Below are 25,521 nucleotides of genomic sequence, written 5' to 3' on the forward strand. Positions count from 1 at the left end.
ATTGTCGGCCAGCCGCGACTCGGCCGAATCCGCCGTCACCGTATGGGATACGGCGTGCGGGATTCCCCGTCAGTCGGCGATCGGCAGCAACTGCGGTCGCTTGGCGGTGATATGCGTGCCGGTGGACACCCCGCGCAGTCGGCGGCCGATCCACGGCGCCATATGCAGTGCCGCCCACCGCAATTCGGCCGTGACCAGTTCGGCGACACCGCGCCGGTGCGGCGGCAGCGGCTGCCGCCAGCTGTCGTCGGCGCCCGGGAGGCCGAGGGTGTCGGCGACCGCGCGGGCGACGAGATCATGGCCCAGCGGATTGAGGTGCAGGCGATCCTCCGCCCACACCCGCGGATCGGTGGTTGCGGCGACCGGCTCGAAATCGACCAGGACGATCCCGGGCCGCCGGGCGAGTTCGCGGAGCCGGGCGTTCATCGCCCGCACGCGCGCCGACAGCGGCCGCACGATCGGGGCCACGCCGCCGATGTCCGGGTAGGTGAACGTCACCACCCGCGCCCCGGCGGCGGTGAGCTCGGCGAACATGGCGTCGATGTCGGCGAGCACCGCGTGCTGGTCGAATCGCGGCCGGATCAGGTCGTTCATCCCGGCCACCACGGACGCGAGATCGGGTTTCAGCGCGAGTGCGGGCCCGAGCTGCTCGGCGCGGATGGCGCCCGCCCGCCGCCCACGCACGGCCAGGTTGGCGTATGTCGATCGGGGATTGGCCGCAGCCAGCTGATCGGCCAGGCGGTCGGCCCAGCCGCGGTGGCCGCCCCGGCCGTCGGGGTCGCCGACGCCCTCGGTCTGGCTGTCACCGAGCGCGACGTACCGCGTGATCGGCCGCGCTGCTGCGTCTTCCGTTGTCACCTGCACCTCCACGGAGCCACTCCGGAGAGCACATAGTACGTCGCGGTGGGAAACGCCCCGGAAACAGCAATCGGCAACATTCCACCGGTTGCGGCGCGGGCCCGGAAATCAGGACACGGCGCGCTGCTCGGCCAGCAAGGTGGCGATGCGCCCGATCAGCTCGTACGGAACCGGTTGCGACAGGGGGAACTTCAGCGTTCCCTTACCGGCCCGGTACGGCGCGATCGCCTCGGTGAAGCCGGGGTCGCCCGCGGGAATCGGGTACACGCTGACGTGCTGCTGCCAGCCCGCGTAGTAGACGACCGCCTTGCCGTCGAGCTGCACCGCGGGTACCTGGTAGCTGATCGTCTCGGCGCCCCCGGGAATCGCCTCCGACACCGTGCGCCGAACCTGCCGGAGCACGGACTGCACGGCATCGGGGAAGGTGGCGATGTAGTCGTCGACCGTCTCGTACCGGGACATACGTCCTCCTCCGGCGAGGTTTGTCCGTTTTCGGGCAGGCCTCACACGCTACCGCCGCACCCTCGGTGAGGGCGGGCAGCCGCGGGTGGTCGCGCGTGTTCTCCCGAGTCAGGCGGCTCCGGTGCCGCCCGCGTCGATCCGATGATGGATGGTCTCGACGAGGCCGCTCATCGCCGCCAGCGACGACTCGTCCTGATAGGTGATCCCGGGGTACTGGTCGGTGGACGCGACGAAAGTGCGATCGGGTGCGGACCATTGCACTCGGATCGCGGAGAGCTGTACGTGCCGGTCGATGTCGTCCATCGCGGGCTTTCACATCGTCGTGCCGACCAGGGTCGAGTGCAGCATGACATACCGCGCCGCCGGGCGGAAGCGGCCGATTTCACCACGGGTGACCGGTCGGGTGACGCACGACAGTCAGCGGCGCGGCGCGGCGACGGCGAGGTGGGCGAGGACGAGATCGGCGGCCGCGGCCATCCCCGCGGCGGTGGGGTGGCAGGGGGCGCCGGGGTAGGAGCGGCCGGGGACCGGGATGTAGAAGTCGACGGTCCAGGCGCCGGGAGATCCGGCGGGGTGGTCGAGACTGGGCGAGCGAACGTCGACGAGGTCGGCCCCGGCGCGCGCGGCCGCCGCGGCGGTGTGGGCGGCGAGCGCCTCGGCGAAGTGCCGGTAGTTGCGGTCGACGGGGGAATCGTCCGGCGTCGCGGGACCGAGCACCGACAGGTAGTTCACCACCAGCACCCGGGCGTGCGGCGCGCGCTCGCCGATGCCCTCGAGGACCTCGGTGATGCGCCGCTCGACGGTGTGCAGGCGATGATTGACCGCCGTCTCGTCGCCGAGTTCGGCGAACTTCGGCAGCAGCCGCATCGGCCGGGGCATCCGGCGCGCGATCAGATAGGGCGTCAGCCCGATATCGTTGCCGCCGATCGTGACCGTGACCAGGTCGGCGTCCGCACCGACGGCCTCGAGCTGCGGCGGCTGCCCGAACTGCCGCTCGCGCAGGATGTGCTCGCAGGTGGCGCCGCTGCTGGTGACGTCGGTCAGCCGCAGCCCGGCCGCCGTGGCGACCCGGTGCGGATAGTTGTTGTGCGAGCGCCCCGCCAGCCGCGGGGCCTGCCGCACGCGCGGCGCGATTCCGGGCCCGGAGGCGTACGAACTGCCCAGCGCCACATAGCCGCGGCCGCGCCACCGATCCAGCCCCGCCGCGGATTCGCTGTGCTCGAGCATTCCGCTCATCTCCCTCGCTCGGGCACCGGTGTGTCGATCAGAGCAGTTCGTATTCGGCGGCGGGGCGCAGGTCGTCGGGAAAGACGAAGCGGCGCAGCGCCCAGAACCGGAATCCCATCGCCAGCACCACGCCGAGGATCTGCCCGGTCACGAAGTTGGCCACCGCCTGGGTCGGCGCGCTGACGTGCGGGACCCGGATATCGAACAGGTACAGCGAGATCGCCTGCGGGATCAGGGTGACGCCGATGGCCAGCGCACTCACCGCGAAGAACAGCGCGGCCTCATGGTGGCGCTGGCGGCCGCCGCGGGTGTTGAACGACCACTCCCGGTTCAGGATGTAGGACACGATGGTGGCGATCAGTACCCCGAACGCCCGCGCGGTGAGCGGCTTGTCCTGCAGCACGGTGAGTTTCAGGGCATACACGACGCCGGTATCGACGAACCAGGTGATCGCGCCGACCACCGCGAACTTCATCAGCTCCTGATGCTGAACGAGTTTGGCGCGGTAGGTTTCCGGCAGCCGATCGAGGACGGGTTGCACCAGCGACACGGGACCCACAATAACCGGGCGCGCCGCCGACGGCATGCGCTGCGAAAAGGGCGGGAGCACCAAAATACATGCAGACATGTGCATGTATTGATGCTATCGTCGGTGTTATGAGAGCAGCAGCGAATAATCGGCTACCTGAGAACGGCACCGGCCGACGCCCCGACTCCGACCCGCACGACCACGGAAACCGTTGGCTGGGACCGCGGATGGAGATGATCTTCGCCCTGGCCTCGGGCCTCACCTATGTGCTGGGCATGATCGCCCGATATGTGCTGCACACCCCCGACTCGATCTCGACGACCGCGTTCGTGGCCACCTGTTTCTTCGGCGGCTTCTTCACCATCCGCACCGCCTGGCGCTCGCTGCGCCGCGGCCGGTTCGAGGTCGATTTCCTCATGCTCGTCGCCGCCGCGGGCGCCGCCGCGGTCGGCAAATGGGCCGAGGGCTCGGTCCTGCTGTTCCTGTTCAGCCTCGGGCACGCACTCGAGGAATACGCCATGAGACGAGCCCAGCGCTCCATCGAGGCACTCGGCGAACTCGCCCCGCGCACCGCCCTCGTGCGCCGCGACGGCCGCGTCGACGAACTCCCCGTCGACGACCTGCGCCTCGGCGATACCGTTGTGGTACTGCCCAATTCGCGGCTCAGCGCCGACGGCATCGTGCTCGCCGGGCGCAGCGCCGTCGACGAATCCTCGGTCACCGGCGAGAGCATCCCGGTCGACAAACATCCCGTCGACGACCGGCAGGCCGCCCTGGCCGCTACCACCGTGCCCGAATCCCAGCGCGTCTTCGCGGGCACCCTCAACGGCTCCGGCGCACTCGAGATCATGGTCACCCGCCGCGCCGAGGACTCCACCCTGGCCCGCGTCATCGCGCTGGTCCGCGACGCCGACGCCGGAAAATCACCCACCCAGCGGTTCATCGACCGCTTCCAGCTCCTCTACGTCCCCGCCGTCCTGCTCGGCGTGCTCGCCGTCGTCATCCTCGGCATCGCGCTGGCGAACGAGCCGTTCACCGAGAGCTTCTACCGCGGCATGGTCGTCCTCGTCGCCGCCAGCCCCTGCGCCCTGGCCATCGCGACCCCCAGCGCCGTCCTCGCCGGGGTCGCCCGTGCCGCGCAGGCCGGAGTGCTCGCCAAGGGCGGCGGCCCGCTCGAATCTCTCGGCCGCGTCCGCTCGATCGCCTTCGACAAGACCGGGACCCTCACCTGGGGGCAGCCCCGGGTCACCGACATCGTCCCCGCGACGCCCGCCCTGCGCGACGAACTGATCACCACCGGCCACGCCGTGGAGTCCTTCAGCGACCACCCGCTGGCCACCGCCATCACCCGTGACCTCGCCCCGCAGCTTCCCACCGGCACCGAAACCGTTGCGGAACAAGTGCATTCGGTTACCGGCCGCGGCGTCACCGCACTGGTCGACGGCGAGCCCACCGAGATCGGCAACACCGCCATGTTCACCGAACTCGATCCCGACGGCCTGCCCGCACCGATCGCCGCCATCGTCGACGATCTGCACAACCGCGGCCGCACCACCATGATCGTCCGCCGCCGCGGCCGCTACCTCGGCGTCATCGGCGTCATGGACACCCCGCGCGCCGAAGCGGCGCCGGTCATGAATCACCTACGCGCCCTGGGCATCGCGAACCTCGTGGTGATCTCCGGCGACCACCAGCGCGTCGCCACCGCCGTCGCCGACGGACTCGGCCTCGACGGCGCGCACGGCAACCTGATGCCCGAGGACAAGGTCACCATGATCGGCCGCCTCGACAGCGGCGGCGGTACCGCGATGGTCGGTGACGGCGTCAACGACGCGCCCGCCATGGTCAACGCCTCCGTCGGAATCGCCATGGGCGCGGGCGGATCCGCGGTCGCACTGGAAACCGCCGACGTCGCCCTGATGAGCGACGACCTGGGCCGCCTGCCCTTCGCCGTCGCGCTGGGCCGCCGCACCGCCGCGATCATCCGGCAGAACCTGACCGTCGCCCTCGTCATCGTCGCCGGACTCGTCCCCGCCACCCTGCTCAGCCTGCCCATCGGGCCCGCGGTCTTCATCCACGAGGGCTCGACCCTGCTGGTGGTCGCCAACGCCCTACGGCTGCTGCGCTTCCGGCGCGGCGCCGAACACGACGGCATCGACCACGAACCTCGCCCGCGATAGAGCTACTGCGGGCGCGACGGCTCCGACAGTCCGACCAGGTCCGCGCACACCTCGGTCAGCCGGTCTCCCAGCGCGTCGTCCTGGGCAACCCGCGAGGGGGCCTTGACACGGTCCTTCTGGAAATAGCACCCGGTGACCGCACCCAGGTCGGCATCGGTCGCCAACGAGGCCAGCCGGCGGCCGCCCTCCTCGGCGGGCACCATGAAGATCCGCTTCACCGCCCCCATCACCGGTTTCGTGAACCACGGCAGGAAATCCCAGATCCCGGTCGACACCGCGCCCGGATGAAAGGCGTTGGCGGCCACGCCCGTACCCGCCAGCCGTCGCGACAACTCCCGCGCGTACAGCACATTCGCCAGCTTCGACCGGCTGTAGGCTTTCTGCCCGGAATACCCACGCGCACAACCGAGGTCGTCGAGATCGAGGGTCGCGCCGTAGTGCATCACCGACGACGTGAACACGATGCGCGACGGCGCGCTCTGCACCAGCCGCTCCAGCAGCAACTCGGTCAGCAGGAACCCGCCCAGATGATTGGTCGCGAACGTCGATTCCACCCCGTCCGCGGTTTCGCCGCGGCCGAAGAAGAATCCGCCCGCATTATTGGCCAGCACGTCGAGCCGGGGATAATCCGCACGCACCGTGCTCGCCAGCCGCCGCACCGAATCCTGCGATGCCACATCGCATTCCACGGTGTCCACCGCACCCGCTCCCGCCGCGCGCACCTCGGCGGCCGCCGTCGCGAGCTTGTCCGGATTGCGTCCCACCAGCACCAGCCGATCGCCCCCTGCGGCGATCTGCCGCGCTGCCGCCAGCCCGATGCCTGATGTCGCCCCCGTAATCAGGATCGTCTTCATACCCCATCACCATGCCAGATCCGCCCGCCCCTGTCCTGCCACTGCGAGACCACCCCTACCCGCCGCGAAACGCCTTTGGTGCCAATCGGTAACCGGTACCGTGAACGGATGGAGCCGGTACTCGTGACAGGCGCCGCCGGGGGACTGCAGGGCTCCACGGGCCGCCACCTCACCGCCCTGCTACTGGGTCGCGGCATCCCCGTCCGCGCCTTCGTCCACACCGAGGACGATCGCGCCGCCCCGCTGCGTGCGCTGGGTGCGGAGGTCGTCGTCGGCGACCTGCGCGATATCGCCATCACCCGCGCCGCGCTCGACGGCGTCCGCCGCGCCTACTTCACCTATCCGGTCATCGACGGACTGGTCGACGCCGCGGGCGCATTCGCCGTCGCCGCCCGCGAGGCCGGACTGCAGCGAGTCGTCTCGGTCTCGCAGCTGGCAGCCGGTCCGCAGGCGCTCACGCCGCGCATGCGCCAGCACTGGGTGGCCGAACAGGTCCTGGACTGGGCCGATATCGGCGCCGTCCACCTGCGCGCCGCCGTCTTCCACGAGAATCTCGCCCTGATCGCGGACACCGGCGACGGCACCCGCCTGCCGCTGCCGATGGGCCCGGAAACCACGGTGCTGCCCCTGATCGCCGCCGTCGATGTCGCCCGCGTCGCCGCCGGTCTGCTCGCCGCCGCCGACCGCCCCGCCGAGCCGGTGCTGCTGCTGACCGGCGATGTGCTGCCCATCGGAGAGGCCGCGCGCCTGCTCGGCCGCACCTACACCGATATCGCGCCGCCGCAATGGCATCAGTGGGCTCTGGACTTCTACGGTTCCGCCCACGCCGCGGAGCATCTGTCCAAGTTGTGGGAGATCTTCCGCCTGCTCGGCGAGGGCACCGGCCTGTACCAGGTCACCCCCGACATCGAGAAGTACGGCGGCCACCCGCCCACCTCCCTCGCGCAATTCGCCGCCCACCGATCCCGATAGCGGCGCCGTAGGGTCGAGGCCATGCAGATCGACCTGGTCACACTCGTCGTCGAGGATTACGACCGCGCCCTCGCCTTCTTCGTCGACCTGCTCGGCTTCGACCTGGTGGACGACACCCCGGCGCAGACCAATGACGGCCGCCCCAAACGGTGGGTGGTGGTCCGCCCGCCCGGAGCGCACACCGGCCTCCTGCTCGCACGCGCCGACGGCCCGGAGCAATCCGCCGCAATCGGGCAGCAGACCGGCGGCCGCGTCGGATTCTTCCTGCGCGTCGACGACTTCGACGGCGTCTACCGGCGCATGACCGACGGCGGCGTCCGATTCCACACCGCCCCGCGCGACGAACCCTACGGACGCGTCGCCGTCTTCGCCGATATCTCGGGTAACCGGTGGGACCTCCTCGGTCCGGACCCGCGCGCATTACCTGCCGGGTAATCGGCCCGCCGCACGGATCTTCGTACGATCGAACACGTGCAAACCCAGACCGCAGGTGACCTGCTCCGGCACTGGCGGGTCACCCGCCGTCTCAGCCAGCTGGAGTTGGCGGGCCGCGCCGAAACCTCCGCCCGCCACCTCAGCTTCATCGAGACCGGCCGCGCCACCCCGAGCCGCCAGATGATCCTGCACCTGTCCGAGGAACTGGAAATCCCGCTGCGCGAACGCAACCGGGTGCTGCTGGCGGCGGGATTCGCCCCCGTCTACGCCGAACCCGGATTGGACAGCCCCCAGATGCAACCCGTCCGCACCGCCATGCGCCAGATCCTGGTCGGCCACGAACCGTTCCCCGCCCTGGCGGTCGATATGCACTGGACCATGGTCGACGCGAACGCCAGCGCCGGGCTGTTCCTGCAGGGCATTCCGGCCGAGCTGCAGACTCCGCCGGTCAACGCGCTGCGGCTGAGCCTGCATCCGCGGGGCCTGGCGCCCCGCATCGCCAACCTGGCGGAATGGCGCGGCCACCTGTTCGAACGGCTGCAACGCCAGATCGAGATCACCGGCTCCGCACAGCTGAGCGCGCTCCTGACCGAGCTGCGCGACTACCCCGGCGGCGAACAGGAGCCCGGATTGCCCGAACCCGAACAGGCGGTGGTCCCACTGCGCCTGCGCCACAACGGAACCGAACTGACCTTCATCAGTGCCATGACGGTCTTCGGAACACCCATGAACGTCACGGTCGCCGAACTGGCCATCGAATCGTTCTTCCCCGCCGACCCCGCCACCTCGGAATTTCTCCGCAGCGGGCCGCACGGGGCGTAACCGCGCCCGGGCTCGGTGTGGACAATCGAGGCCATGAGCCAAGCCGCCGCCCTGCGCGACCTGCTCGGTGTCCCGGTCTCGACGATGTCGGACCTCGGCCGCAGCCACGCGTGGACACTGCACCGCGCCCGTCTCGCCGACGGCCGCGACGTCTTCGTGAAAGCGGCCGACGGCGCCCGGAATTCGGAGATGGGATCTGCCTTGCACGCCGAGGCCGCCGGACTGCGCTGGCTGGGGGAGGGCGATCCGGCCGAGCTGGTGCCCGCGGTGCTGGGGGCGGACGAGCGGACGCTCGTGCTGCCGTGGCTGCAGCCGACCACACCCACGCCGAGGGCGGCCGAGGCCTTCGGTCGCGCGCTGGCATCCCTGCACGCGACCGGCCCCGGCGAGTACGGCGCGTCCTGGCCGGGTTTCATCGCCACACTGCCGCAGGACAATACGCCGACGGCGGGGGAGTGGGGGCCCTGGTACGCCGAGCGGCGGCTGGCGCCCCTGCTGTCGGCCGCGGCACCGCAGCTCGGCACCGCGGGCGTACACCTGATCGAGCGGGTCATGAACGAGATCGATTCTCTCGCAGGACCTTCCGAACCTCCCAGTCGTATCCACGGCGATCTGTGGTCGGGCAACCTGGTGTGGACCGCGGAGGGGGCGAAAGTGATCGATCCCGCCGCGCACGGCGGCCACCGGGAGTCCGACCTGGCCATGCTGGCGCTGTTCGGCGCACCCCACCTCGATCGCACGACGGCGGCCTACCACGAGGCCCATCCACTGAATCCCGGCTGGCGGCAACGTGTTCCGCTGCATCAGCTGTATCCACTGCTCGTACATGTAGTACTCTTCGGCGGCTCGTATCGGAGCATGACCATCGACGCGGCGGAATCCGCGCTGCGCGGTTAGCGGGCGATCGGGATTGCCATCCGACCATATTTCAATACCTTTACTGAAATATGCGCATCTATGCATGTAGTGACGGCTTGTCCGGCGCAGTAGCCGAGAACGCTCACCATCTACCGAAAAGCCCAGATGGGAGAGGGGAGCGCCGATCCGGGGGACGGGTGGTGGACTAACGTCTGGGTGATGGAACTGCGGCGGATCCACCACGCGGCGATCATCGCCTCCGACTACGGCAGGTCGAAGGCGTTCTATACCGAGGTGCTGGGGTTGCGGGTGGTGGCCGAGAACTACCGGGCCGAACGACGTTCGTACAAGCTGGATCTCGCGTTGCCGGACGGGGCGCAGCTGGAGCTGTTCTCGTTTCCGGACCCGCCGGCGCGGCCGTCGCGGCCGGAGGCGTGCGGGCTGCGGCACCTGGCCTTCGCGGTATCCGATGTGCCGTCGGCGGTCGAGGAGCTGCGGGGCAGGGGAGTGCGGACCGAAGAGGTGCGGGTCGACGAGTTCACGGGGCGCCGGTTCTCCTTCTTCTTCGATCCGGACGACCTGCCGCTGGAGTTGTACGAGAGCTGAAGGCCCCAGTTCTTCGACTGCCGAGGCTTCTCAGTAAGCGCGGCCGAAGATCACCCGCTTGCCGTAGGCGGAGTCGGCGCCGCAGCGGACGCAGGTGCCGGTGGCCGGGTCGGCGGCCAGGGGGATGCAGCGAGGGGTGGCGGCGGTGACGGATTTGATGTCGTCCTCGCAGGCCGGGGTGCCGCAGTGGAGGGTCGAGGCCCAGCCGGTGGAGACCGCGGCGGCGAAATCGGTCCAGGTGTCGACCGTCCGGGTGTGGGTGTCGCGGAATTCGGTGGCGCGGGCCAGCAGGAAGGCCTGGAAGTCGTCCAGGATGGTCGGCATCGCCTCCGGCAGGGAGTCGATGGGCAGGGACTGTTTACCCTCGTCGCCGAGGCGTTTCACCATCATCGCGGTGCCCGCCTCGAGGTCCCGGGGGCCGAGTTCGAGCCGGATCGGGACGCCGCGCATCTCCCATTCGTTGTATTTGAATCCGGGGCTGAGCTGCGGGCGGTTGTCGACGTGGGTGCGCACCCCGGCCGATCGCAACCGCCGCGCCAGAGCGTCGGCGGCCTCCTCGACCGCAGTGTTGCCGCCGCGCGTGATGGGCACGATCACCACCTGGTACGGCGCCAGCCGGGGCGGGAACACCAGGCCCTTGTCGTCGCCGTGGGTCATGACTATGCCGCCGATCATCCGGGTGCTCATGCCCCAGGATGTGGTGTGGCACAACTCGTCTCGGCCCGTCTCGCCGGTGTAGCGGATGTCGAAGGCGGTGGCGAAGTTGGTGCCCATGTAGTGCGAGGTGCCCGCCTGCAGGGCGCGGCCGTCGCGCATCATGCCCTCGATGGTGAAGGTGGCGACCGCCCCGGCGAAGCGCTCGCCGGGCGTCTTCTCGCCGGGAACGACCGGCATCGCGGCCAGGTCTCGCGCCACCTCGTGATAGATGTCGAGACCGAGTTCGGTTTCACGGCGCGCATCGGCCTCGTCGGCGTGCGCCGTGTGGCCTTCCTGCCACAGGAACTCGGTGGTGCGCAGGAACATGCGCGGCCGCATCTCCCACCGCACCACATTCGACCACTGATTGAGCAGCATCGGCAGGTCGCGGTGCGAGCTGATCCACTTGCTCATCATCTCGCCGATGACCGTCTCCGACGTCGGCCGCACCACCAGCGACTCCTCGAGCTCCTTGCCACCGGCATGGGTGACGACCGCCAGCTCCGGCGAAAACCCTTCGACGTGTTCGGCTTCGCGGCTGAGGTAGCTTTCCGGGATCAGCAGCGGAAAGTAGGCGTTCTCGTGGCCGGTCTCTTTGATGCGGCGGTCGAGTTCGGACTGCAACTGCTCCCACAGCCGGTATCCGTACGGTCGGATGACCATCGTGCCCTTGGCCGGGCCGCGGTCGACGAGGCCGGCCTTGAAGACCACCTCGTTGTACCAGGCAGCGAAGTCCTCACTCTGGGCGGTCACACCGCGTTCGTCCCGTGCCATGTGCAAAGAGATTACTGGGCCGCCACCGTATTACCGAAAAGGCACCTGCTCCGGCGTGCCCGCCAGCAACCCGTTCAGCTGCTGCGCGAATTCGACTGCGTCGGCACGCATCCCATTGTGTGCCCCGGGGAACTCGGTGAGCGGCAGTCCCAGTCGATCGGCAATCGCCGCGATGGGACGGTAGGGGAGATGTCCGCGTGACTCGCGGCCCGCGGCGGGGATCAGGCGCTCCCGGGTGGCCTCCAGGGCCGCGTAATCCGGTATGTAGGAGGTGAATTCGCGTAGTTCGTGGGCCATCATGATCGGCCCGTTGGCGGCCAGCCGGGCCCACATCTCGGCGGTGCGCGGCGACAGCTCCGACACCTCGGGCGCGGCCTTCATGGTGCCGCCGATCGCCGCGACGAAGCGGGCGGACGCGGTCGCGGGGCCTTCGGTGCGGAACAGCGTGTACACCTCGTCGATCATGGCGCGGTGGTCGGCGGCATCGGGAAGTACCGCGAAGCACGGTGGTTCGTGGGCGACGAGGGTGCGCACCCGGTCGGGGTGGCGCGCCAGCAGGTCGAGACCGACGATGGCGCCGTTGCTGCTGCCGACAACGTAAGCCGGTTCGTCGGTGAGGTGCGCCAGCAGCCGGTGGGCGTCGTCGCTCTGCACCGCGACGTGCTGGTCCTCCGGCGCACCACTGTCGAGGGTGCTGCGGGAGTAGCCGCGCGGGTCCATCGCGACGACGGTGAAATGCCGTGCGAGCGATTCGGCCATGCCGTCGAAGATTCCCGCATCGCCGCCACCGCCGGGAATCAGCAGCAGAACCGGTCCGCTGCCGCGAGTTTCGTAATACAGCCGGGCCCCCGGTACACGCAGCGTCTCGGGTCGCGGTATCGGTTCATATCTCGAGGCGGGTTCGGATCTCACCGGGGTTCGCCTTGCTCGGTCGAATTCGACGGCCACCGTGACAACGTCAGGTGCAGGGCGTCGAGGATGTTTCTCCAGCTGGTGCCGGTCGGGCGCGAATGCGCGAATCCGCCGGATCCCTCGAGGGTGGCGAAACCGTGAAAGGTGCTGCGCAGCAGGCGGCCTGCGTCGGTCAGCTCCGGTTCGGAGAGGCCGTAGGCGCGGAGTACGGCGCCGGTGAGTTCGATGCTGCGCAGCAGGGCGGGCTCGTTGCCGACCTCGGCGGGATCCATGCGGATCTGGGTGGCCGCATATCGGCCCGGATGCTCGAGCGCGTAGGCGCGGTAGGCGTCGGCGAAGGCGATCAGCGCGTCCTTCCCGGCCCGGCCCGCGACCGCGGCGCCGATGCGGTCGTTGAGTTCGGCGCCCGCGAGCAGCGCCACTCGCACCCGCAGATCGTGCAGGTTGCGCACGTGCGAGTACAGGCTGGGGTCCTTCACGCCGAACTTGCGCGCGACGGCCGACAGCGTGACGTTGTCGAATCCGATCTCGTCGGCGAGTTCGGCGGCGGTCCGGGTGATCCGGTCCGCGGTCAATCCGGCACGGGGTGACATTCCCTCACCTCCTTCCTACCTATATTAGGTTATACCCTAATATAGGTAGGAACAAGCTGGGTCGTCCGAGAATGCCGATCAGTCCAGGTCGTAGGCGGTCTCATGGCGAGGCTGATACAGCCCGATCTCACCGGCGCCCGGTACCGCGAGCGAGGTCAGCATGCCCCAGCCCGCTTCGGTGATGTCGCTGGTGAATTCGACGCCGCGGGCCTTCAGTTCCTCGATCGTCGCGGGCAGGTCGTCGCACATCAGGTAGAGCTCGATGCGGCCCGCGGCGGGACCGTCGGCGGGGTGCACCGCCAGCTCGGCGGGCGGCGACTTGAAGATCAGCCAGCCGTTGCCGGCGTCGACGTTCGACAGGCCCAGGACATCACGGAAGAACGCCCGGGCCCGGTCGGCGTCGGTGGCGTAGAGGATGGTGTGCGCACCGTTGATCATGGGCAAAAGCTATCACTCGGCCACGGCTTGCGAACCGGGGTGCAAGGACGGCACCTACTCGCGCACGGCGGCCAGGCAGCGATTGCCCAGGGCGCGAACGGCTTCGACCAGCTCGGGCGGTCCGGTGACGGTGAAATCGACGTCCAGCGACGTGATCATCCAGGTCAGCGACCATGGCGTATCCGCCCCGATATGCAGCAGGCAGCGGGTGTCGTCGACGGCCTCCAGCACGCCCATGCCCGGCCAGATGCTCTCGGCGAGTTCGGCGGCGGGGCGGTGCAGGGCGACCGTCGCCCGCCACGACCACGCCTCGTCCGACAGCCGGTTCGACAGGTAGGCGACGACATCGCCGCCGGGTAGCTCGCGCGGTGTGAACCGCGGGCCCGTCGGGATCTTCGGGTGCAGCCGATCGATCCGGAACGACCGCCAGTCGTCGCGTTCGACATCCCAGGCGACCAGATACCAGTGCCTGCTGAAGTTGACGACCGCCATCGGCTCGGTATCGCGAATCGATTGCCGCCCACCGTGATCGGTGTAATCGAACCGCAGTCGCTCGTGCCGGTCGCAGGCCTCGGAGATGGCGATCAGCACGTCGGGATCGACGCGCGGAGCGGTCCCGCCCACGCGCACCATCGAGCGCTGCAGCGTGGTCAGCCGATGGCGCAGGCGGGACGGCAGCACCTGCTCGAGCTTCGCGAGCGAGCGGAGCGAGGCCTGTTCGATCCCGGCCACCGTCCCGCCCGCGACGGTGCGCAGCCCCACGGCGACCGCGAGCGCCTCCTCGTCGTCGAGCAGCAGCGGCGGCAGCGCGGATCCGGCGCCGAGCCGGTATCCGGCGATACCGCGCACGGCGTGCACCGGATAACCCAGCTCCCGCAGCCGGTCGATATCGCGCCGCACCGTGCGGACGGTGACGCCCAGCCGCTCGGCGAGGTCGGCGCCCGGCCAGTCGCGGTGTTCCTGCAGTAGCGACAGGACGCGCAGCAGGCGCGCGGAGGTCTCCAACATGACTCTCAGAATGCCATTCGCTTAGGACCGGACCTGACCTAACTGGTTCGTAGGTTCGAGGCATGACGAATTTCGAGCCCTTCCGCATCGACATCCCGCAGCACGACATCGACGACCTCGGCGCCCGCCTGGCCGCCGCCCGCTGGCCCGCCGAACTGCCGGGCGTCGGCTGGGACTACGGCATTCCGACCGACTACGTGCGCCGGCTGGCCGAGTACTGGCGCACCGAATACGACTGGCGGCGGCACGAGGCCGAGATGAACGCGCTGCCGCAGTACCTGGCCGAAATCGAGGGGCAGCGCCTGCATTTCACGCACGTGCGATCGGCGGAATCCGGTGCGCTGCCGCTCGTGCTGGTGCACGGCTGGCCGTTCGAGGACTTCCGCGAGGTGATCGGCCCGCTGACCGATCCCGTCGCGCACGGCGGCGACGCGGCCGACGCGTTCGACCTCGTGATTCCGACCCTGCCCGGGTTCGGGTTCTCCGGGCCGACCCGGGCGCCGGGGGAGGCCGCCACCGAGCGGTCGGCCGAGCTGATCGCGAAGCTGATGGCGCGGCTGGGCTATGAGCGCTACGGCGCACAGGGCGGCGACGCGGGGTCGTTCATCGCGCCGCAGCTGGGCCGCATCGACGGCGATCACGTCGCGGGCGTGCACCTCAACGACCCGATCACCATTCCGTCGTGGGACGACGACGGATCCGGTTACAGCGCAGGCGATCAGGAGAAACTCGCGCGGCTGCAGGACTGGAGCAGCCAGGACACCTCCGGATACGCGGGCATCCACTCCACCCGGCCGCAGACGCTGGCTCCGGCGGTGAACGACTCCCCGGCGGGCCTGCTGGCATGGGTGCTCGACGTCGTGCACACGTACATGAATCCGGACAAGGAACTGCCCGACGACGCGATCGATCGCGATATGCTGCTCACCGACCTGAGCGTGCTGTGGTTCACCGGTACGATCGGCTCATCGATGTTGCTGTACAAGGAATCTCAGCAGTGGGGCGCCGATCTGGCGAACTCCGGCGTGCCCACCGGAGTGGCGGTGTTCCCGGGCGGTGGGACCATCCGCGGTCTCGCCGATAAACAGCACAATGTCGTGCACTGGTCGGAGTTCGATCGTGGTGGGCACTTCGCCGCGATGGAGGCGCCGGATCTGCTGGTCGCCGATCTGCGCGAGTTCTTCCGCAAGCTGCGGTAGGAAATCGCCGCGGCACCGATGAGTTTCGGGGACCGGCGCAGTCGAAACAGGCGACCAGTTCGTGCCGAACCCTGGAGGATCTATGACCTCGCCCGTCCCCGTCACCGCCGGTACGCTTTCCGCACCCGGCGTGCGCCTGTACTACGAGGTCCGCGGCAGTGGGCCGCTGGTGGCCTTCGTCGGCGCACCGATGCATTCGGCGTCGTTCGCCCCGATCGCCGATCTGCTGGCGGCCGACCACACCGTGCTCACCACCGATCCGCGCGGTCATTTCGGCAGCGTCCTCGATGATCCGGAGCAGGATTCCACGCCGGAACTGCGGGCCGGGGATCTGGCGCGGCTCATCCGGCATCTCGGCGCCGGGCCCGCCGTGGTGATCGGCTCCAGCGGCGGTGCGATCACCGGATTGGCTCTGGCACAAGCCGATCCGGAGGTCGCGAGCACCGTCATCGCCCACGAGCCGCCGCTCGGCGAACTGCTCGACGGCCGGGACGAGCGCCGGGCCGCCACCGAGGAGATGGTCGCGACCTATCTCGCGGGCGACGAACTCGGGGCCTGGCGGCAATTCATCGCGTTCACGGGGATGGAGCTGCCGGAGGAGATGTTCCAGCAGATGTTCGCCGGCGAGAAGGACCCGGAAGAGCATGCCAGCCAACGGTATTGGTTCGCCCACGAGCTGCGGAAGACCTCGGGCTGGGTACCCGACCTCGACGCCCTGCGCGCCACCCCGACCCGATTGGTCATCGGCATCGGCGACGCCTCCGCGGGCCAGTTCTGCGATCTCACCTCCCGCACGCTGGCCGCGGAACTCGACCTCGAGCCGACCTTGTTCCCGGGCGGGCACACCGGATTCATGGAGGACCCCGTGAAGTTCGCCGAGCGACTGCGCGAGGTCATCGGCTGAGGCCGGTCCTGTGCGTCCCGGCATCGCCTGGCGACCACGGCGAAGTTGAAGGGGACGCGGGGTCCGAATACACGTGTGCCCCGGGCGCGGCGGCACCCGGGGCACACGATCGGTTCAGCGGACGAAAACCGTTGCCCCGTCCGCCATGTCGAGCAGCGGCTGCGGCAGGATGCCGAGCACTACGGTGGCCGCGGCGGTGACGGTGATGACCGCGGTCGTGATCGGCGGGGTGACGATCTGCGGGGCGTCCTCGGGCGGATCGGTGAAGAACATCTGCACGATGATGCGGACGTAGAAGAACGCCGCGACCGCGCTGGCGAGGACGCCGACGATCACCAGGGGAGCGGCACCGCCGGACGCCGCCGCCTCGAACACCGCGAACTTGGCGACGAAGCCGCTGGTGAGCGGAATTCCGGCCATCGACAGCAGGAACAGCGCGAAAATCGTTGCCAGCCACGGTGACCGGCGGCCCAGACCGGCCCACGCCGACAGCGCGGTGGCCTCGTTCCCCACCCCGTCGCGCACCAGCGTCACCGCCGCGAAGGCGCCGATCGTGCCGATGCCGTAGACGGTCAGATAGAACAGGACCGACGACACACCCGCGGGGTTCGCGGCCACGAGCGCGGTGAGGATGAACCCGGCATGCGCCACCGAGGAGTACGCCAGCACGCGCTTCACATCGGTCTGCGTGAGCGCCATGATCGCGCCGACCACCATGGTGGCGATGGAGACCGCCGCCAGGATCGGCCGCCAGTCGTCACGCAGTCCGGGCAGCGCCACCTGCAGGATGCGCAGCAGCGCACCGACCGCGGCGATCTTGGTACCGGCCGCCATGAAGGCCGTCACCGGGGTCGGCGCGCCCTGGTAGACATCGGGCACCCAGGACTGGAACGGCACCGCGCCGATCTTGAACAGCAGACCGACCGCGAGCATCGCCAAGCCCAGCACCGCAAGGGTTTTCGAGCCGGTATCGCGAGCCACCACATCGGCGATGCCGCCGAAGGTGACGGTGCCCGCGTACCCGTACAGCAGCGCCATGCCGTAGAGGAAGAACGCCGAGGAGAACGCGCCGAGCAGGAAGTACTTCAGCGCCGCCTCCTGCGACAGCAGCCGGCGCCGACGCGCCAGCCCGCACAGCAGATACAGCGGCAGCGACAGCACCTCCAGCGCGATGAACATGGTCAGCAGGTCGTTGGAGGCGGGAAACAGCATCAGCCCGCCGACCACGAACATGGCCAGCGGGAACACCTCGGTGGTGGTGATTCCCGCTCGCGCGGCGGCGATCTCGTCGGGGCTCCCGGGCATCGCCGCGGCCTGCGGGGTGAACGCGTCCACGGGGACGGTGGCGCCCGAGGGCTGCGCGGCGGCGCGGCTCCACGTGCCCGGGCCCTCGCGGCGGACCCGCTGCAGCAGTGGTTCGATACCGCGCTCGGCCATGAGCAGCAGTCCGAGGATCGACACCACCAGAATGGCGCCCTGGAAGAACAGCGCCACATTGTCGACGGCCACCGCGTCGACGACCGCGGTGGTGCTCGTGCCCGCCAGGCCGATCACCGCACCCAGAGCCACGCCGAGCCCCGCGAAGCCGAGCACGAGCTGCAGCCAGTACCGCCAGGCGCGCGGCGCGAAGGCCTCGGCGATCACCCCCGCGACCGCGGCGCCGAACACGATGAGCATCGGGGAGAGCGCGCCGTACTCGATGGAGGGTGCCGGAATCGTTGCTGCGAGAACGTCGTTCACAGGTCTGTACCTCCGCTGAGGGGATCCCGGCTCATTTGTGCGCACCTCCGGTCGGGGTGGCGGCGGCCTCCTGGTGGGGCACCGTCGGTGCGGGGTCGTGTTTGCCGATGGTGGTGAGGGTGGTGGCGACCGCGGGGTTGATGCGGTCCAGGACCGGTTTGGGGTAGGCGCCCAGGAACAGCAGCGCGGCCAGTAGCGGTGCCACGACGACCAGTTCGCGGGGCAGGAGGTCGTAGAGGCGTTCGTTGCCCTTCTTGACCGGGCCGGTCATCATCCGCTGGTACAGCCACAGCACGTACACCGCCGCCAGCACCAGGGCGCTGGTGGCGCAGATCGCCGCGACCGGATAACGGGTGAATGTGCCTGCCAGCACCAGGAATTCACTGACGAATGGTGCCAGCCCAGGCAGTGACAGGGTGGCGAGACCGGCGATGAAGAAGGTGCCCGCCAGGATCGGCGCCACCTTCTGCACCCCGCCGAAGTCGGCGATCACCCGGGTTCCGCGGCGCGACACCAGGAATCCGGCGATCAGGAACAGCGCCGCGGTGGAGATGCCGTGGTTGATCATGTACAGCGTCGCCCCGGCCCCGCCCTGGTTCGTCATGGCGAAGATGCCCAGGATGATGAATCCGAAGTGCGAGATCGAGGTGTAGGCGATGAGCCGCATCACGTCGGTCTGCCCGATCGCCAGCAGCGCCCCGTAGATGATGCCGATCACCGCCAGTGTGCTGATCATCGGCGCGTAGGTGGACGAGGCGGAGGGGAACAGCAGCAGGCAGTAGCGCAGCATGCCGAACGTGCCGACCTTGTCGACCACCGCCATCATGAGCACCGCGCTGGCGGGGGTGGCGGAGACGGCGGCGCCGGGCAGCCAGGTGTGCAGCGGCCACAGCGGCGCCTTCACCGCGAAGGCGAACATGAAGCCGAGGAACAGGGCATTGAGAACCGCGGGGCCCGCGCCCAATTCACCGGAGTTGGCGGCCGCCATGACGGCACGGAAGTCGAACGTGCCGCCGCCGTCGGCGCCGAGCTGCTCCCGCGCGGTGAGCACGTACAGCCCGATCACCGCGGCCAGCATGATCAGCCCGCCGAACAGGTTGTACAGCAGGAACTTCACCGCCGCGCGGGAACGCTGCTGCCGCAGCGCGAGATCCTCGGTGCGCGGCCCGAACCCGCCGATCAGGAAGTACATCGGGATCAGCATGACCTCGAAGAACACGTAGAACAGCAGGATGTCCAGCGAGGTGAACGAGATCAGCACCATCGATTCGACGATCAGCGTCAACGCCACGTAGATGTGCGCGACCCGCGGTCCGGTGCCGACCTCCCGCTCGTCCTTCCACCCCGCGAGCAGCAGCAGCGGTATCAGGCCCGCGGTCAGCAGCACCAGCACCAGGGCGATGCCGTCGACGCCGAGGGTGTATCCGGCCCCGAAAGCCGGTATCCACGTGTGCGATTCGACGAACTGGAACTGAGCGCCGCCGGGTTCGAACCGGACCGCGACGATGATCCCGACCACTAGGGTGGCCACCGCGATCACCAACCCGGTCGAGCGGGCCGCCGTGCGCCACGCGCTGGGCAGCACCAACACCAGGATCGCTCCGACGAGGGGCAGCACCCACAGCGTCGTCAGCCAGGGGAACTCACTCACAGCAACCTCACCGCCAGCAGGGCGGCGACCACGAGGGCCGCGCCGGTGAACATGGACAGGGCGTAGGAGCGCACGAAACCTGTTTGCACGCGCCGGATTCGGGCCGACAGGCCGCCGATGACGGCGGCCGTGGTGTTGACCAGGCCGTCGATGCCGCGGTTGTCGACGAACACCAGCGAACGGGTCAGGTGCTGGCCGGGGCGCATGAACGCCGCCTCGTTGACGGCGTCGCCGTAGAGGTCGCGGCGGGCCGCGCGGGTCAGCGGCGATCCGGCCGGGGCCGTCTCGGGCACGGTGCGCGCGTACTCGTCGTAGGCGACCCAGATCCCGGCCGCCACGACGACCAGCGCGAAGAGCGTGATCGCCCAGGCCGGAATCGGGGAGTCGCCGTGGTGGACGCCCACCACCGGCGCCAGCCAGTCCTGCAGCGAGGAGCCGAGCACCAGCAGCCCTCCGGCGGCGACGGATCCGAGGGCCAGCACGATCATCGGGCCGGTCATCGAGGCGGGCGATTCGTGCGGATGGGCGTCCTCGCGCCAGCGGCGTTCGCCGAAGAAGGTCATCAGCATCACCCGCGTCATGTAGAACGCGGTGATCCCGGCGCCCGCCAGCGCGACCACGCCGGTGAGGATGCCGCCGAAACCGCCGAAGGCGAAGGCGGACTCGATGATTCGATCCTTGGAGAAGAATCCGGAGAACGGCGGCACCCCGATGATCGCGAGATAGCCCAGGCCGAAGGTGACGTAGGTGATCGGCATGACCTTGCGCAGCCCGCCGTAACGCCGCATATCGGTCTCGTCGTTCATCCCGTGCATCACCGATCCGGCGCCGAGGAACAGCCCGGCCTTGAAGAAGCCGTGGGTGAGCAGGTGCATGATCGCGGCCGCGTAGCCGATCGGCCCGAGGCCCGCCGCCAGCACCATGTACCCGATCTGGCTCATGGTGGAGGCGGCCAGGGCCTTCTTGATGTCGTCCTTCGCGCAACCGATGATCGCGCCGAACAGCAGCGTCACGGCGCCCACCGCCATGACCCCGGCGCGGGCGCCGGGCGCGAGATCGAAGATCGGCCCGGAGCGGGCGATCAGGTAGACACCGGCGGTCACCATGGTCGCGGCGTGGATGAGCGCCGACACGGGCGTCGGGCCCTCCATCGCGTCCCCGAGCCAGGACTGCAGCGGCACCTGCGCGGACTTACCGCACGCGCCCAGCAGCAACAGCAGCCCGATCGCGGTCAGCGTGCCCTCGCCCGCCTGCGTGGCCCCGGCGAACACCTGCCCGAAGTCGACCGACCCGAAGGTGGCGAACATGACGAACAGCGCGATCGCCAGCCCCATGTCGCCGACCCGGTTCACCACGAACGCCTTCTTGGCCGCCGTTGCGGCGGACGGCTTTTCGTGCCAGAACCCGATCAGCAGGTAGGACGCCAGGCCGACACCCTCCCAGCCCAGATACAGCACCAGGTAGTTGTCCGCCATCACCAGCACCAGCATCGCGGCCAGGAACAGGTTGAGGTAGGCGAAGAACCGGCGCCGCGCGGGATCGTGCGACATGTAGCCGACCGAGTAGATGTGGATCAGCGAGCCGACCCCGGTGATCAGCAACGCGAAGCACATCGACAGCTGATCGAGTTGGAGTGCGAAGTCGGCCTGGAGCCCGGCCACCGGCACCCAGCTGAACAAGCTGTGCTCGATCGGCCGGTCGGTGAGGGAACGCCCGAGCATGTCGAAGAATGCCCAACCGGCCACCCCGAACGACGCGAGGGCCGTGAGGCAGCCGAGCCAATGCCCCCAGCGGTTGCCGAAACGGCCGACGAGCAACAGGATCACGGCTCCGGTCAGCGGCAGTGCCGGCAGCAACCAGAGCGTCGCCGTGGTACCCACGTCAGTACTTCAGCAGGTTGGCGTCGTCGACCGAGGTCGAGCGACGGGCGCGGAAGATGGTCATGATGATGGCCAGGCCGACGACGACCTCGGCGGCGGCGACCACCATCGTGAAGAACGCGTACACCTGGCCGTCGAGGTTCGCGCGCTCCCGCGCGAAGGTGACGAAGGCCAGGTTCACCGCGTTCAGCATCAGCTCGATGCACATGAACACCACGATCGCGTTGCGCCGCACCAGAACACCGGCCGCGCCGATGGTGAACAGCAGCGCGGACAGGTACAGGTAGTTGTCCGGATTCACCGCAGAGCCTTTCTAGTCAGCCGTGCCGACGGTCGCCCGGATGAGAGGCGCTGTCGCTGTCGGAAGGAGTTGTGGCGGAACCGTTGTTCCCGTTCGCGGCGCCCACGCCGATGGCGGCCGCCTCGGTGTGCGCGCGGTCGCGGCGGTGGCGCAGGATGGTACTGACGGAGTCTTCGGCGAACGAGCCGTCCGGCAGCCGGGCCGGGGTGTCGACCGCGTTGTGCCGGGCGTACACGCCGGGCACGGGCAGCGGGGTGACCCGATGTCCCTCCCGCACTCGGCGTTTGGACATCTCCTTCTGATCGGTCTTGGGACCGAACCGCTCGCGGTGCGCCAGCACCATGGCGCCGATGGTGGCGGTGATGAGCAGGGCGCCGGTCAGCTCGAACGCCCATACGTAGCGAATGAAGATCAGCTCGGCCAGCGCGGCGATGGTGTCCTCGCCGAAGCCCGGCCCGACGGGGGCGACGGCGTCGTCGTGCACGCCGCGGGCGATCGCCCCGATGAGCAGTGCCCCGAACCCGAGGCCGACCACGATCACGCCGATCCGGTGGCCGCGCAGCGTTTCCCGCAGCGATTCGGCCGAGTCGACGCCGACGAGCATCAGCACGAACAGGAACAGCATCATGACCGCGCCGGTGTAGACCACGATCTGCACCACGCCCAGGAACAGGGCCTTCTGGGCGATGTAGAACATCGACAGCGCGATCATGGTGGCGGCCAGGCACAGTGCCGAATGCACGGCCTTGCGCGCGCAGACCATGCCCAGCGCGCCCGCCACGGAGACCACGGCGAGGATCCAGAACATGACGGCCTCGCCGGTGGAGGTGCGGGTAACCGCCTCGGCAGCAAGGTAATTCATCGAGCACCTCCTGCTGTGCCGGAGGGACGGGGTTCGGCACGGCGAATCATTGCGGGGCTCCTTCCGCGCCGACCGCGGCGGGCTCCCGGTCGGAGTCGGACTGCTCTACGGCTGGTTCGACGTCGCCGTTCTCGCGCAATCCGGTGTCCTCGGGGGTGCCGGGGGCCGCGGGCACCTTGCCGAGGTAGTAGTCCTCGTCGTTGGTACCGGGATACATGGCGTGCGGCGGCGGGAGCATGCCCGAGCGCAGCGGCGCCAGCAACTGGTCCTTCTCGAAGATGAGGTCGCCGCGGTTGTCGTCGGCCATCTCGTACTCGTTGGTCATCGTGAGCGCCCGGGTCGGGCACGCCTCGATGCACAGGCCGCAGCCGATGCACCGCAGGTAGTTGATCTGGTAGACGCTGCCGTAACGCTCGCCGGGGGAGAAGCGTTCGGTCTCGGTGTTGTCGGCGCCTTCGACGTAGATGGCGTCGGCGGGGCAGGCCCAGGCGCACAGCTCGCAGCCGATGCATTTCTCCAGCCCGTCCGGGTGCCGGTTGAGCTGGTGGCGGCCGTGGTAGCGCGGCGCGGTCGGGACCTTCTGCTCCGGATAGAACTCGGTGTTCTTCTCCTTGAACATGGTGCCGAAGGTGACGGCGAATCCGGCGAGCGGATCGAGCAGGCCCGGCTTGGCGGTCTCGCGAACCGGCTGGGGCGGCATCGGCGGCACCGGGAAACCCGCATAGGCCTCGGCCGCGGGCGATTCGGTGGCCGCGGATTCGGCGGCGCGGTCGTCGCCCTTGTGCCCGGCGCGCAGCATGACGCCGATCAGCAGCACCGTCAGCACGATCCCGCCGATCACCATGCCCGCGGTCTGGATCTCGATCCCGTTGTCCTGCAGCACCTTCAGCGTCGCGATGACCATCACCCACAGCAGCGACACCGGAATCAGCAGCTTCCAGCCCAGATTCATGAACTGGTCGTAGCGCATCCGGGGCAGCGTGCCGCGCAGCCAGATGAACACGAACAGGAACATCCACACCTTGGCGGTGAACCAGAGCAGCGGCCACCATCCGGAGTTGGCGCCGGACCACAGGTTGAGCGGGAAGGGCGCGTGCCAGCCGCCGAAGAACAGCGTGGTCGCCAGCGCCGACACCGTCGCCATGTTGATGTACTCGGCCATCATGAACATGGCGAACTTCAGCGACGAGTACTCGGTGTGGAAGCCGCCGACCAGCTCGCCCTCGGCCTCGGGCAGGTCGAATGGGGCACGGTTGGTCTCGCCGACCATCGACACCGCGTAGATCAGGAACGACGGCAGCAGCAGGAAGACATTCCAGGTGCCCCACTGGCTTTCGACGATCCCGGATGTGGACATGGTGCCCGAGAGCAGGAACACCGCGGCGAAGCAGGCGGCCATGGCGATCTCGTAGGAGATCACCTGCGCCGTCGAGCGCAGGCCACCGAGCAGCGGGTAGGTCGACCCGGAGGCCCAGCCCGCCAGCACGATTCCGTACACGCCGATCGAGGCCATCGCCAGGATGTAGAGGACGCCGACCGGCATGTCGGTGAGCTGCAGCGCGGTCCGGGTGCCGAAGATCGACACCTCCGACCCCATCGGGATGACGGCGAACGCCATCACCGCGGGAATCAGCGAGATCACCGGCGCCAGAATGTAGATCGGCTTGTCCACGATGGCGGGGACGATGTCCTCCTTGAGGAGCATCTTCACGCCGTCCGCGATGGACTGCAGCGTTCCGCGCGGGCCGACCCGGTTGGGGCCGACGCGCATCTGCATCCAGGCGACCACCTTGCGTTCGAGCAGCACGCCCAGCATCGGGATGAGCAGCAGGAAGATGAAGATGCCGATGCACTTCCCGAGTACCAGCCACCAGGGGTCGTGGCCGAACAGACTCAAATCACTCACGGTGGTCCTCCCGTCGGATACGCACGAGGTGGCCGGGGGTGGTGGCGAGCTGTTCGTGCACCACCGATCCGGGGGAATTCAGCGGCAGCCACACCACTCGGTCGGGCATGTCGGTGATCACCAGCGGCAGCACGACGGCGCCGTGGTCGGTGCTCACCCGCACCGGATCGCCGGTGGTGGCGCCGATTTCGGCGGCCGTGTCGTGCGACATCCGCACCACGGGCGGCCGCGCGGTGCCCGCCAGGTTCGGCTCGCCGTCCTGCATGCGGCCGCGGTCGATGAGCATCCGCCAGCCCGCGAGTACGGCGGTGCCGGGTGCGGGCTGCGCGGGGGGCTGCGGCGGATGTGCGGGTGCGGGGAGCCGCGGACCGTCCCAGGCGCCGAGATCGGCGAGTTCGGCTCGGGCGCAGGCGACATCGGGGACCCCGAGCCGGATGTTCATCTCGTCGGCGATGGCGTGCAGCACCCGGTGGTCGGCCAGCGGCGCGGCCTCGCGGCGCACCGTGGCATCGCCCAGCGCCGCGTCGAACTGGCGGGGGCGGCCCTCCCAGGTGAGGAACGTGCCCGCCTTCTCCATGGCCGAGGCCACCGGGAACACCACGTCGGCGCGATCGGTGACCTCGCTGCGCCGCAGCTCCAGGCTGACCACGAACCGGGCGGCGTCGAGCGCGGCGAGCGCCGCGGGCGGGTCGGGCAGGTCGGCCACCTCGACTCCGCCGATCACCAGGGCGCCCAGCTGAGCCGCGGCCGAAAGGATTTCGCCGGTGTCGCGCCCGTCGTCCGCGGGCAGGTCGTCGATGTCCCAGGCGGTGCGGAGTTGCTGGCGCGCACGGGAATCCGAGACGGGGCGGCCG

General features: G+C 69.3%; 26 protein-coding genes. 8 read left to right on the top strand and 18 right to left on the bottom strand.

The window, feature by feature from the left end; genetic code table 11:
* Positions 1–69 precede the first annotated feature (69 nt).
* From NM1_RS16315 to NM1_RS16335, 5 genes are all read right to left on the bottom strand, one after another.
* Entirely contained in the window at positions 70–858 is a 789-nt protein-coding gene (locus NM1_RS16315) for an SGNH/GDSL hydrolase family protein (protein ID WP_246011318.1), read from the bottom strand.
* 108 nt (positions 859–966) lie between these two features.
* A complete protein-coding gene (locus NM1_RS16320) occupies positions 967–1,320 on the bottom strand; it encodes an iron chaperone (RefSeq protein WP_068020387.1) in 354 nt (117 codons plus the stop codon).
* Between the two features lie 108 nt (positions 1,321–1,428).
* Positions 1,429–1,623, bottom strand: a complete 195-nt coding sequence (locus tag NM1_RS16325) for a hypothetical protein (RefSeq protein ID WP_068020389.1) — start codon at positions 1,621–1,623, stop codon at positions 1,429–1,431.
* A gap of 114 nt (positions 1,624–1,737) precedes the next feature.
* Complete coding sequence (locus NM1_RS16330) at positions 1,738–2,547, bottom strand: SGNH/GDSL hydrolase family protein (RefSeq protein WP_068020468.1); 810 nt, start codon at positions 2,545–2,547, stop codon at positions 1,738–1,740.
* A 37-nt stretch (positions 2,548–2,584) separates the two neighbouring features.
* Positions 2,585–3,097, bottom strand: a complete 513-nt coding sequence (locus NM1_RS16335) for a GtrA family protein (protein ID WP_068020470.1) — start codon at positions 3,095–3,097, stop codon at positions 2,585–2,587.
* A gap of 107 nt (positions 3,098–3,204) precedes the next feature.
* On the opposite strand from NM1_RS16335, the gene NM1_RS16340 reads away from it, so the two are divergent.
* Positions 3,205–5,256: a heavy metal translocating P-type ATPase gene (locus NM1_RS16340; protein WP_068020394.1), complete on the top strand. Its 2,052-nt coding sequence runs from the start codon at positions 3,205–3,207 to the stop codon at positions 5,254–5,256.
* Between the two features lie 2 nt (positions 5,257–5,258).
* On the opposite strand, the gene NM1_RS16345 is transcribed toward NM1_RS16340, so the two are convergent.
* The gene (locus NM1_RS16345; protein ID WP_068020397.1) at positions 5,259–6,110 is read right to left on the bottom strand and encodes an SDR family NAD(P)-dependent oxidoreductase; all 852 of its coding nucleotides are present in this window, start codon (positions 6,108–6,110) and stop codon (positions 5,259–5,261) included.
* Positions 6,111–6,218: 108 nt separating this feature from the next.
* Between NM1_RS16345 and NM1_RS16350 the strand changes: the two genes are divergently transcribed.
* From NM1_RS16350 to gloA2, 5 genes are all read left to right on the top strand, one after another.
* Positions 6,219–7,082, top strand: coding sequence for an NmrA family NAD(P)-binding protein (locus NM1_RS16350; protein WP_068020399.1), 864 nt, complete (start codon positions 6,219–6,221; stop codon positions 7,080–7,082).
* A 21-nt stretch (positions 7,083–7,103) separates the two neighbouring features.
* Positions 7,104–7,517 carry a VOC family protein gene (locus NM1_RS16355; protein WP_068020401.1) on the top strand — a complete coding sequence of 138 codons (414 nt, stop codon included), beginning with the start codon at positions 7,104–7,106 and terminating at the stop codon, positions 7,515–7,517.
* A 36-nt stretch (positions 7,518–7,553) separates the two neighbouring features.
* Positions 7,554–8,339, top strand: a complete 786-nt coding sequence (locus tag NM1_RS16360; protein ID WP_068020403.1) for a helix-turn-helix domain-containing protein — start codon at positions 7,554–7,556, stop codon at positions 8,337–8,339.
* Positions 8,340–8,372: 33 nt separating this feature from the next.
* A complete protein-coding gene (locus NM1_RS16365; protein WP_068020405.1) occupies positions 8,373–9,236 on the top strand; it encodes a fructosamine kinase family protein in 864 nt (287 codons plus the stop codon).
* A 180-nt stretch (positions 9,237–9,416) separates the two neighbouring features.
* A complete protein-coding gene (gene gloA2 / locus NM1_RS16370) occupies positions 9,417–9,803 on the top strand; it encodes an SMU1112c/YaeR family gloxylase I-like metalloprotein (protein ID WP_068020407.1) in 387 nt (128 codons plus the stop codon).
* 30 nt (positions 9,804–9,833) lie between these two features.
* Here gloA2 and proS read toward each other — a convergent pair whose 3' ends face one another.
* From proS to NM1_RS16395, 5 genes are all read right to left on the bottom strand, one after another.
* Positions 9,834–11,273, bottom strand: coding sequence for a proline--tRNA ligase (gene proS, locus NM1_RS16375; RefSeq protein ID WP_068020409.1), 1,440 nt, complete (start codon positions 11,271–11,273; stop codon positions 9,834–9,836).
* A gap of 30 nt (positions 11,274–11,303) precedes the next feature.
* The gene (locus NM1_RS16380) at positions 11,304–12,185 is read right to left on the bottom strand and encodes an alpha/beta hydrolase (protein ID WP_246011319.1); all 882 of its coding nucleotides are present in this window, start codon (positions 12,183–12,185) and stop codon (positions 11,304–11,306) included.
* Positions 12,182–12,778 carry a TetR/AcrR family transcriptional regulator gene (locus NM1_RS16385; RefSeq protein ID WP_068020410.1) on the bottom strand — a complete coding sequence of 199 codons (597 nt, stop codon included), beginning with the start codon at positions 12,776–12,778 and terminating at the stop codon, positions 12,182–12,184. Before NM1_RS16385 ends, NM1_RS16380 begins: the two co-directional genes overlap by 4 nt.
* 78 nt (positions 12,779–12,856) lie before the next feature.
* Positions 12,857–13,216: a VOC family protein gene (locus NM1_RS16390; RefSeq protein ID WP_068020412.1), complete on the bottom strand. Its 360-nt coding sequence runs from the start codon at positions 13,214–13,216 to the stop codon at positions 12,857–12,859.
* 54 nt (positions 13,217–13,270) lie between these two features.
* Complete coding sequence (locus NM1_RS16395; RefSeq protein WP_068020414.1) at positions 13,271–14,224, bottom strand: helix-turn-helix transcriptional regulator; 954 nt, start codon at positions 14,222–14,224, stop codon at positions 13,271–13,273.
* Positions 14,225–14,286: 62 nt separating this feature from the next.
* Between NM1_RS16395 and NM1_RS16400 the strand changes: the two genes are divergently transcribed.
* Both NM1_RS16400 and NM1_RS16405 read left to right on the top strand, forming a co-directional pair.
* Positions 14,287–15,423, top strand: a complete 1,137-nt coding sequence (locus NM1_RS16400) for an epoxide hydrolase family protein (protein ID WP_068020420.1) — start codon at positions 14,287–14,289, stop codon at positions 15,421–15,423.
* 82 nt (positions 15,424–15,505) lie between these two features.
* Positions 15,506–16,327 carry an alpha/beta fold hydrolase gene (locus NM1_RS16405; RefSeq protein WP_068020421.1) on the top strand — a complete coding sequence of 274 codons (822 nt, stop codon included), beginning with the start codon at positions 15,506–15,508 and terminating at the stop codon, positions 16,325–16,327.
* A 114-nt stretch (positions 16,328–16,441) separates the two neighbouring features.
* Here the strand turns inward: NM1_RS16405 and nuoN are convergent, their stop codons facing one another.
* From nuoN to NM1_RS16440, 7 genes are all read right to left on the bottom strand, one after another.
* Complete coding sequence (gene nuoN / locus NM1_RS16410) at positions 16,442–18,067, bottom strand: NADH-quinone oxidoreductase subunit NuoN (protein WP_068020423.1); 1,626 nt, start codon at positions 18,065–18,067, stop codon at positions 16,442–16,444.
* A gap of 31 nt (positions 18,068–18,098) precedes the next feature.
* The gene (locus NM1_RS16415) at positions 18,099–19,718 is read right to left on the bottom strand and encodes an NADH-quinone oxidoreductase subunit M (protein ID WP_068020427.1); all 1,620 of its coding nucleotides are present in this window, start codon (positions 19,716–19,718) and stop codon (positions 18,099–18,101) included.
* Complete coding sequence (gene nuoL, locus NM1_RS16420; RefSeq protein WP_068020429.1) at positions 19,715–21,598, bottom strand: NADH-quinone oxidoreductase subunit L; 1,884 nt, start codon at positions 21,596–21,598, stop codon at positions 19,715–19,717. The genes NM1_RS16415 and nuoL overlap by 4 nt, the downstream gene beginning before the upstream one ends.
* Position 21,599: 1 nt before the next feature.
* Complete coding sequence (nuoK, locus tag NM1_RS16425; RefSeq protein WP_040748232.1) at positions 21,600–21,899, bottom strand: NADH-quinone oxidoreductase subunit NuoK; 300 nt, start codon at positions 21,897–21,899, stop codon at positions 21,600–21,602.
* 16 nt (positions 21,900–21,915) lie between these two features.
* A complete protein-coding gene (locus NM1_RS16430; protein WP_084519690.1) occupies positions 21,916–22,761 on the bottom strand; it encodes an NADH-quinone oxidoreductase subunit J in 846 nt (281 codons plus the stop codon).
* A 46-nt stretch (positions 22,762–22,807) separates the two neighbouring features.
* A complete protein-coding gene (gene nuoH, locus NM1_RS16435) occupies positions 22,808–24,667 on the bottom strand; it encodes an NADH-quinone oxidoreductase subunit NuoH (RefSeq protein WP_068020431.1) in 1,860 nt (619 codons plus the stop codon).
* Positions 24,660–25,521 (bottom strand): molybdopterin dinucleotide binding domain-containing protein (locus NM1_RS16440; protein ID WP_157123928.1); only part of this gene is annotated, 862 nt, incomplete at its 5' end. The genes nuoH and NM1_RS16440, both read right to left, overlap by 8 nt.

This window comes from Nocardia mexicana NBRC 108244, from assembly GCF_001613165.1.
In the GTDB taxonomy this organism is placed as follows: Bacteria; Actinomycetota; Actinomycetes; order Mycobacteriales; family Mycobacteriaceae; genus Nocardia; species Nocardia mexicana.

Coding starts and splice junctions, on each gene's coding strand:
- NM1_RS16320 (WP_068020387.1), bottom strand. CDS start 1,320: ATGTCCCGGTACGAGACGGTCGACGACTACATCGCCACCTTCCCCGAT.
- NM1_RS16325 (WP_068020389.1), bottom strand. CDS start 1,623: ATGGACGACATCGACCGGCACGTACAGCTCTCCGCGATCCGAGTGCAA.
- NM1_RS16330 (WP_068020468.1), bottom strand. CDS start 2,547: ATGCTCGAGCACAGCGAATCCGCGGCGGGGCTGGATCGGTGGCGCGGC.
- NM1_RS16340 (WP_068020394.1), top strand. CDS start 3,205: ATGAGAGCAGCAGCGAATAATCGGCTACCTGAGAACGGCACCGGCCGA.
- NM1_RS16345 (WP_068020397.1), bottom strand. CDS start 6,110: ATGAAGACGATCCTGATTACGGGGGCGACATCAGGCATCGGGCTGGCG.
- NM1_RS16350 (WP_068020399.1), top strand. CDS start 6,219: ATGGAGCCGGTACTCGTGACAGGCGCCGCCGGGGGACTGCAGGGCTCC.
- NM1_RS16355 (WP_068020401.1), top strand. CDS start 7,104: ATGCAGATCGACCTGGTCACACTCGTCGTCGAGGATTACGACCGCGCC.
- NM1_RS16365 (WP_068020405.1), top strand. CDS start 8,373: ATGAGCCAAGCCGCCGCCCTGCGCGACCTGCTCGGTGTCCCGGTCTCG.
- gloA2 (WP_068020407.1), top strand. CDS start 9,417: ATGGAACTGCGGCGGATCCACCACGCGGCGATCATCGCCTCCGACTAC.
- proS (WP_068020409.1), bottom strand. CDS start 11,273: ATGGCACGGGACGAACGCGGTGTGACCGCCCAGAGTGAGGACTTCGCT.
- NM1_RS16385 (WP_068020410.1), bottom strand. CDS start 12,778: ATGTCACCCCGTGCCGGATTGACCGCGGACCGGATCACCCGGACCGCC.
- NM1_RS16390 (WP_068020412.1), bottom strand. CDS start 13,216: ATGATCAACGGTGCGCACACCATCCTCTACGCCACCGACGCCGACCGG.
- NM1_RS16395 (WP_068020414.1), bottom strand. CDS start 14,224: ATGTTGGAGACCTCCGCGCGCCTGCTGCGCGTCCTGTCGCTACTGCAG.
- NM1_RS16400 (WP_068020420.1), top strand. CDS start 14,287: ATGACGAATTTCGAGCCCTTCCGCATCGACATCCCGCAGCACGACATC.
- NM1_RS16405 (WP_068020421.1), top strand. CDS start 15,506: ATGACCTCGCCCGTCCCCGTCACCGCCGGTACGCTTTCCGCACCCGGC.
- NM1_RS16430 (WP_084519690.1), bottom strand. CDS start 22,761: ATGAATTACCTTGCTGCCGAGGCGGTTACCCGCACCTCCACCGGCGAG.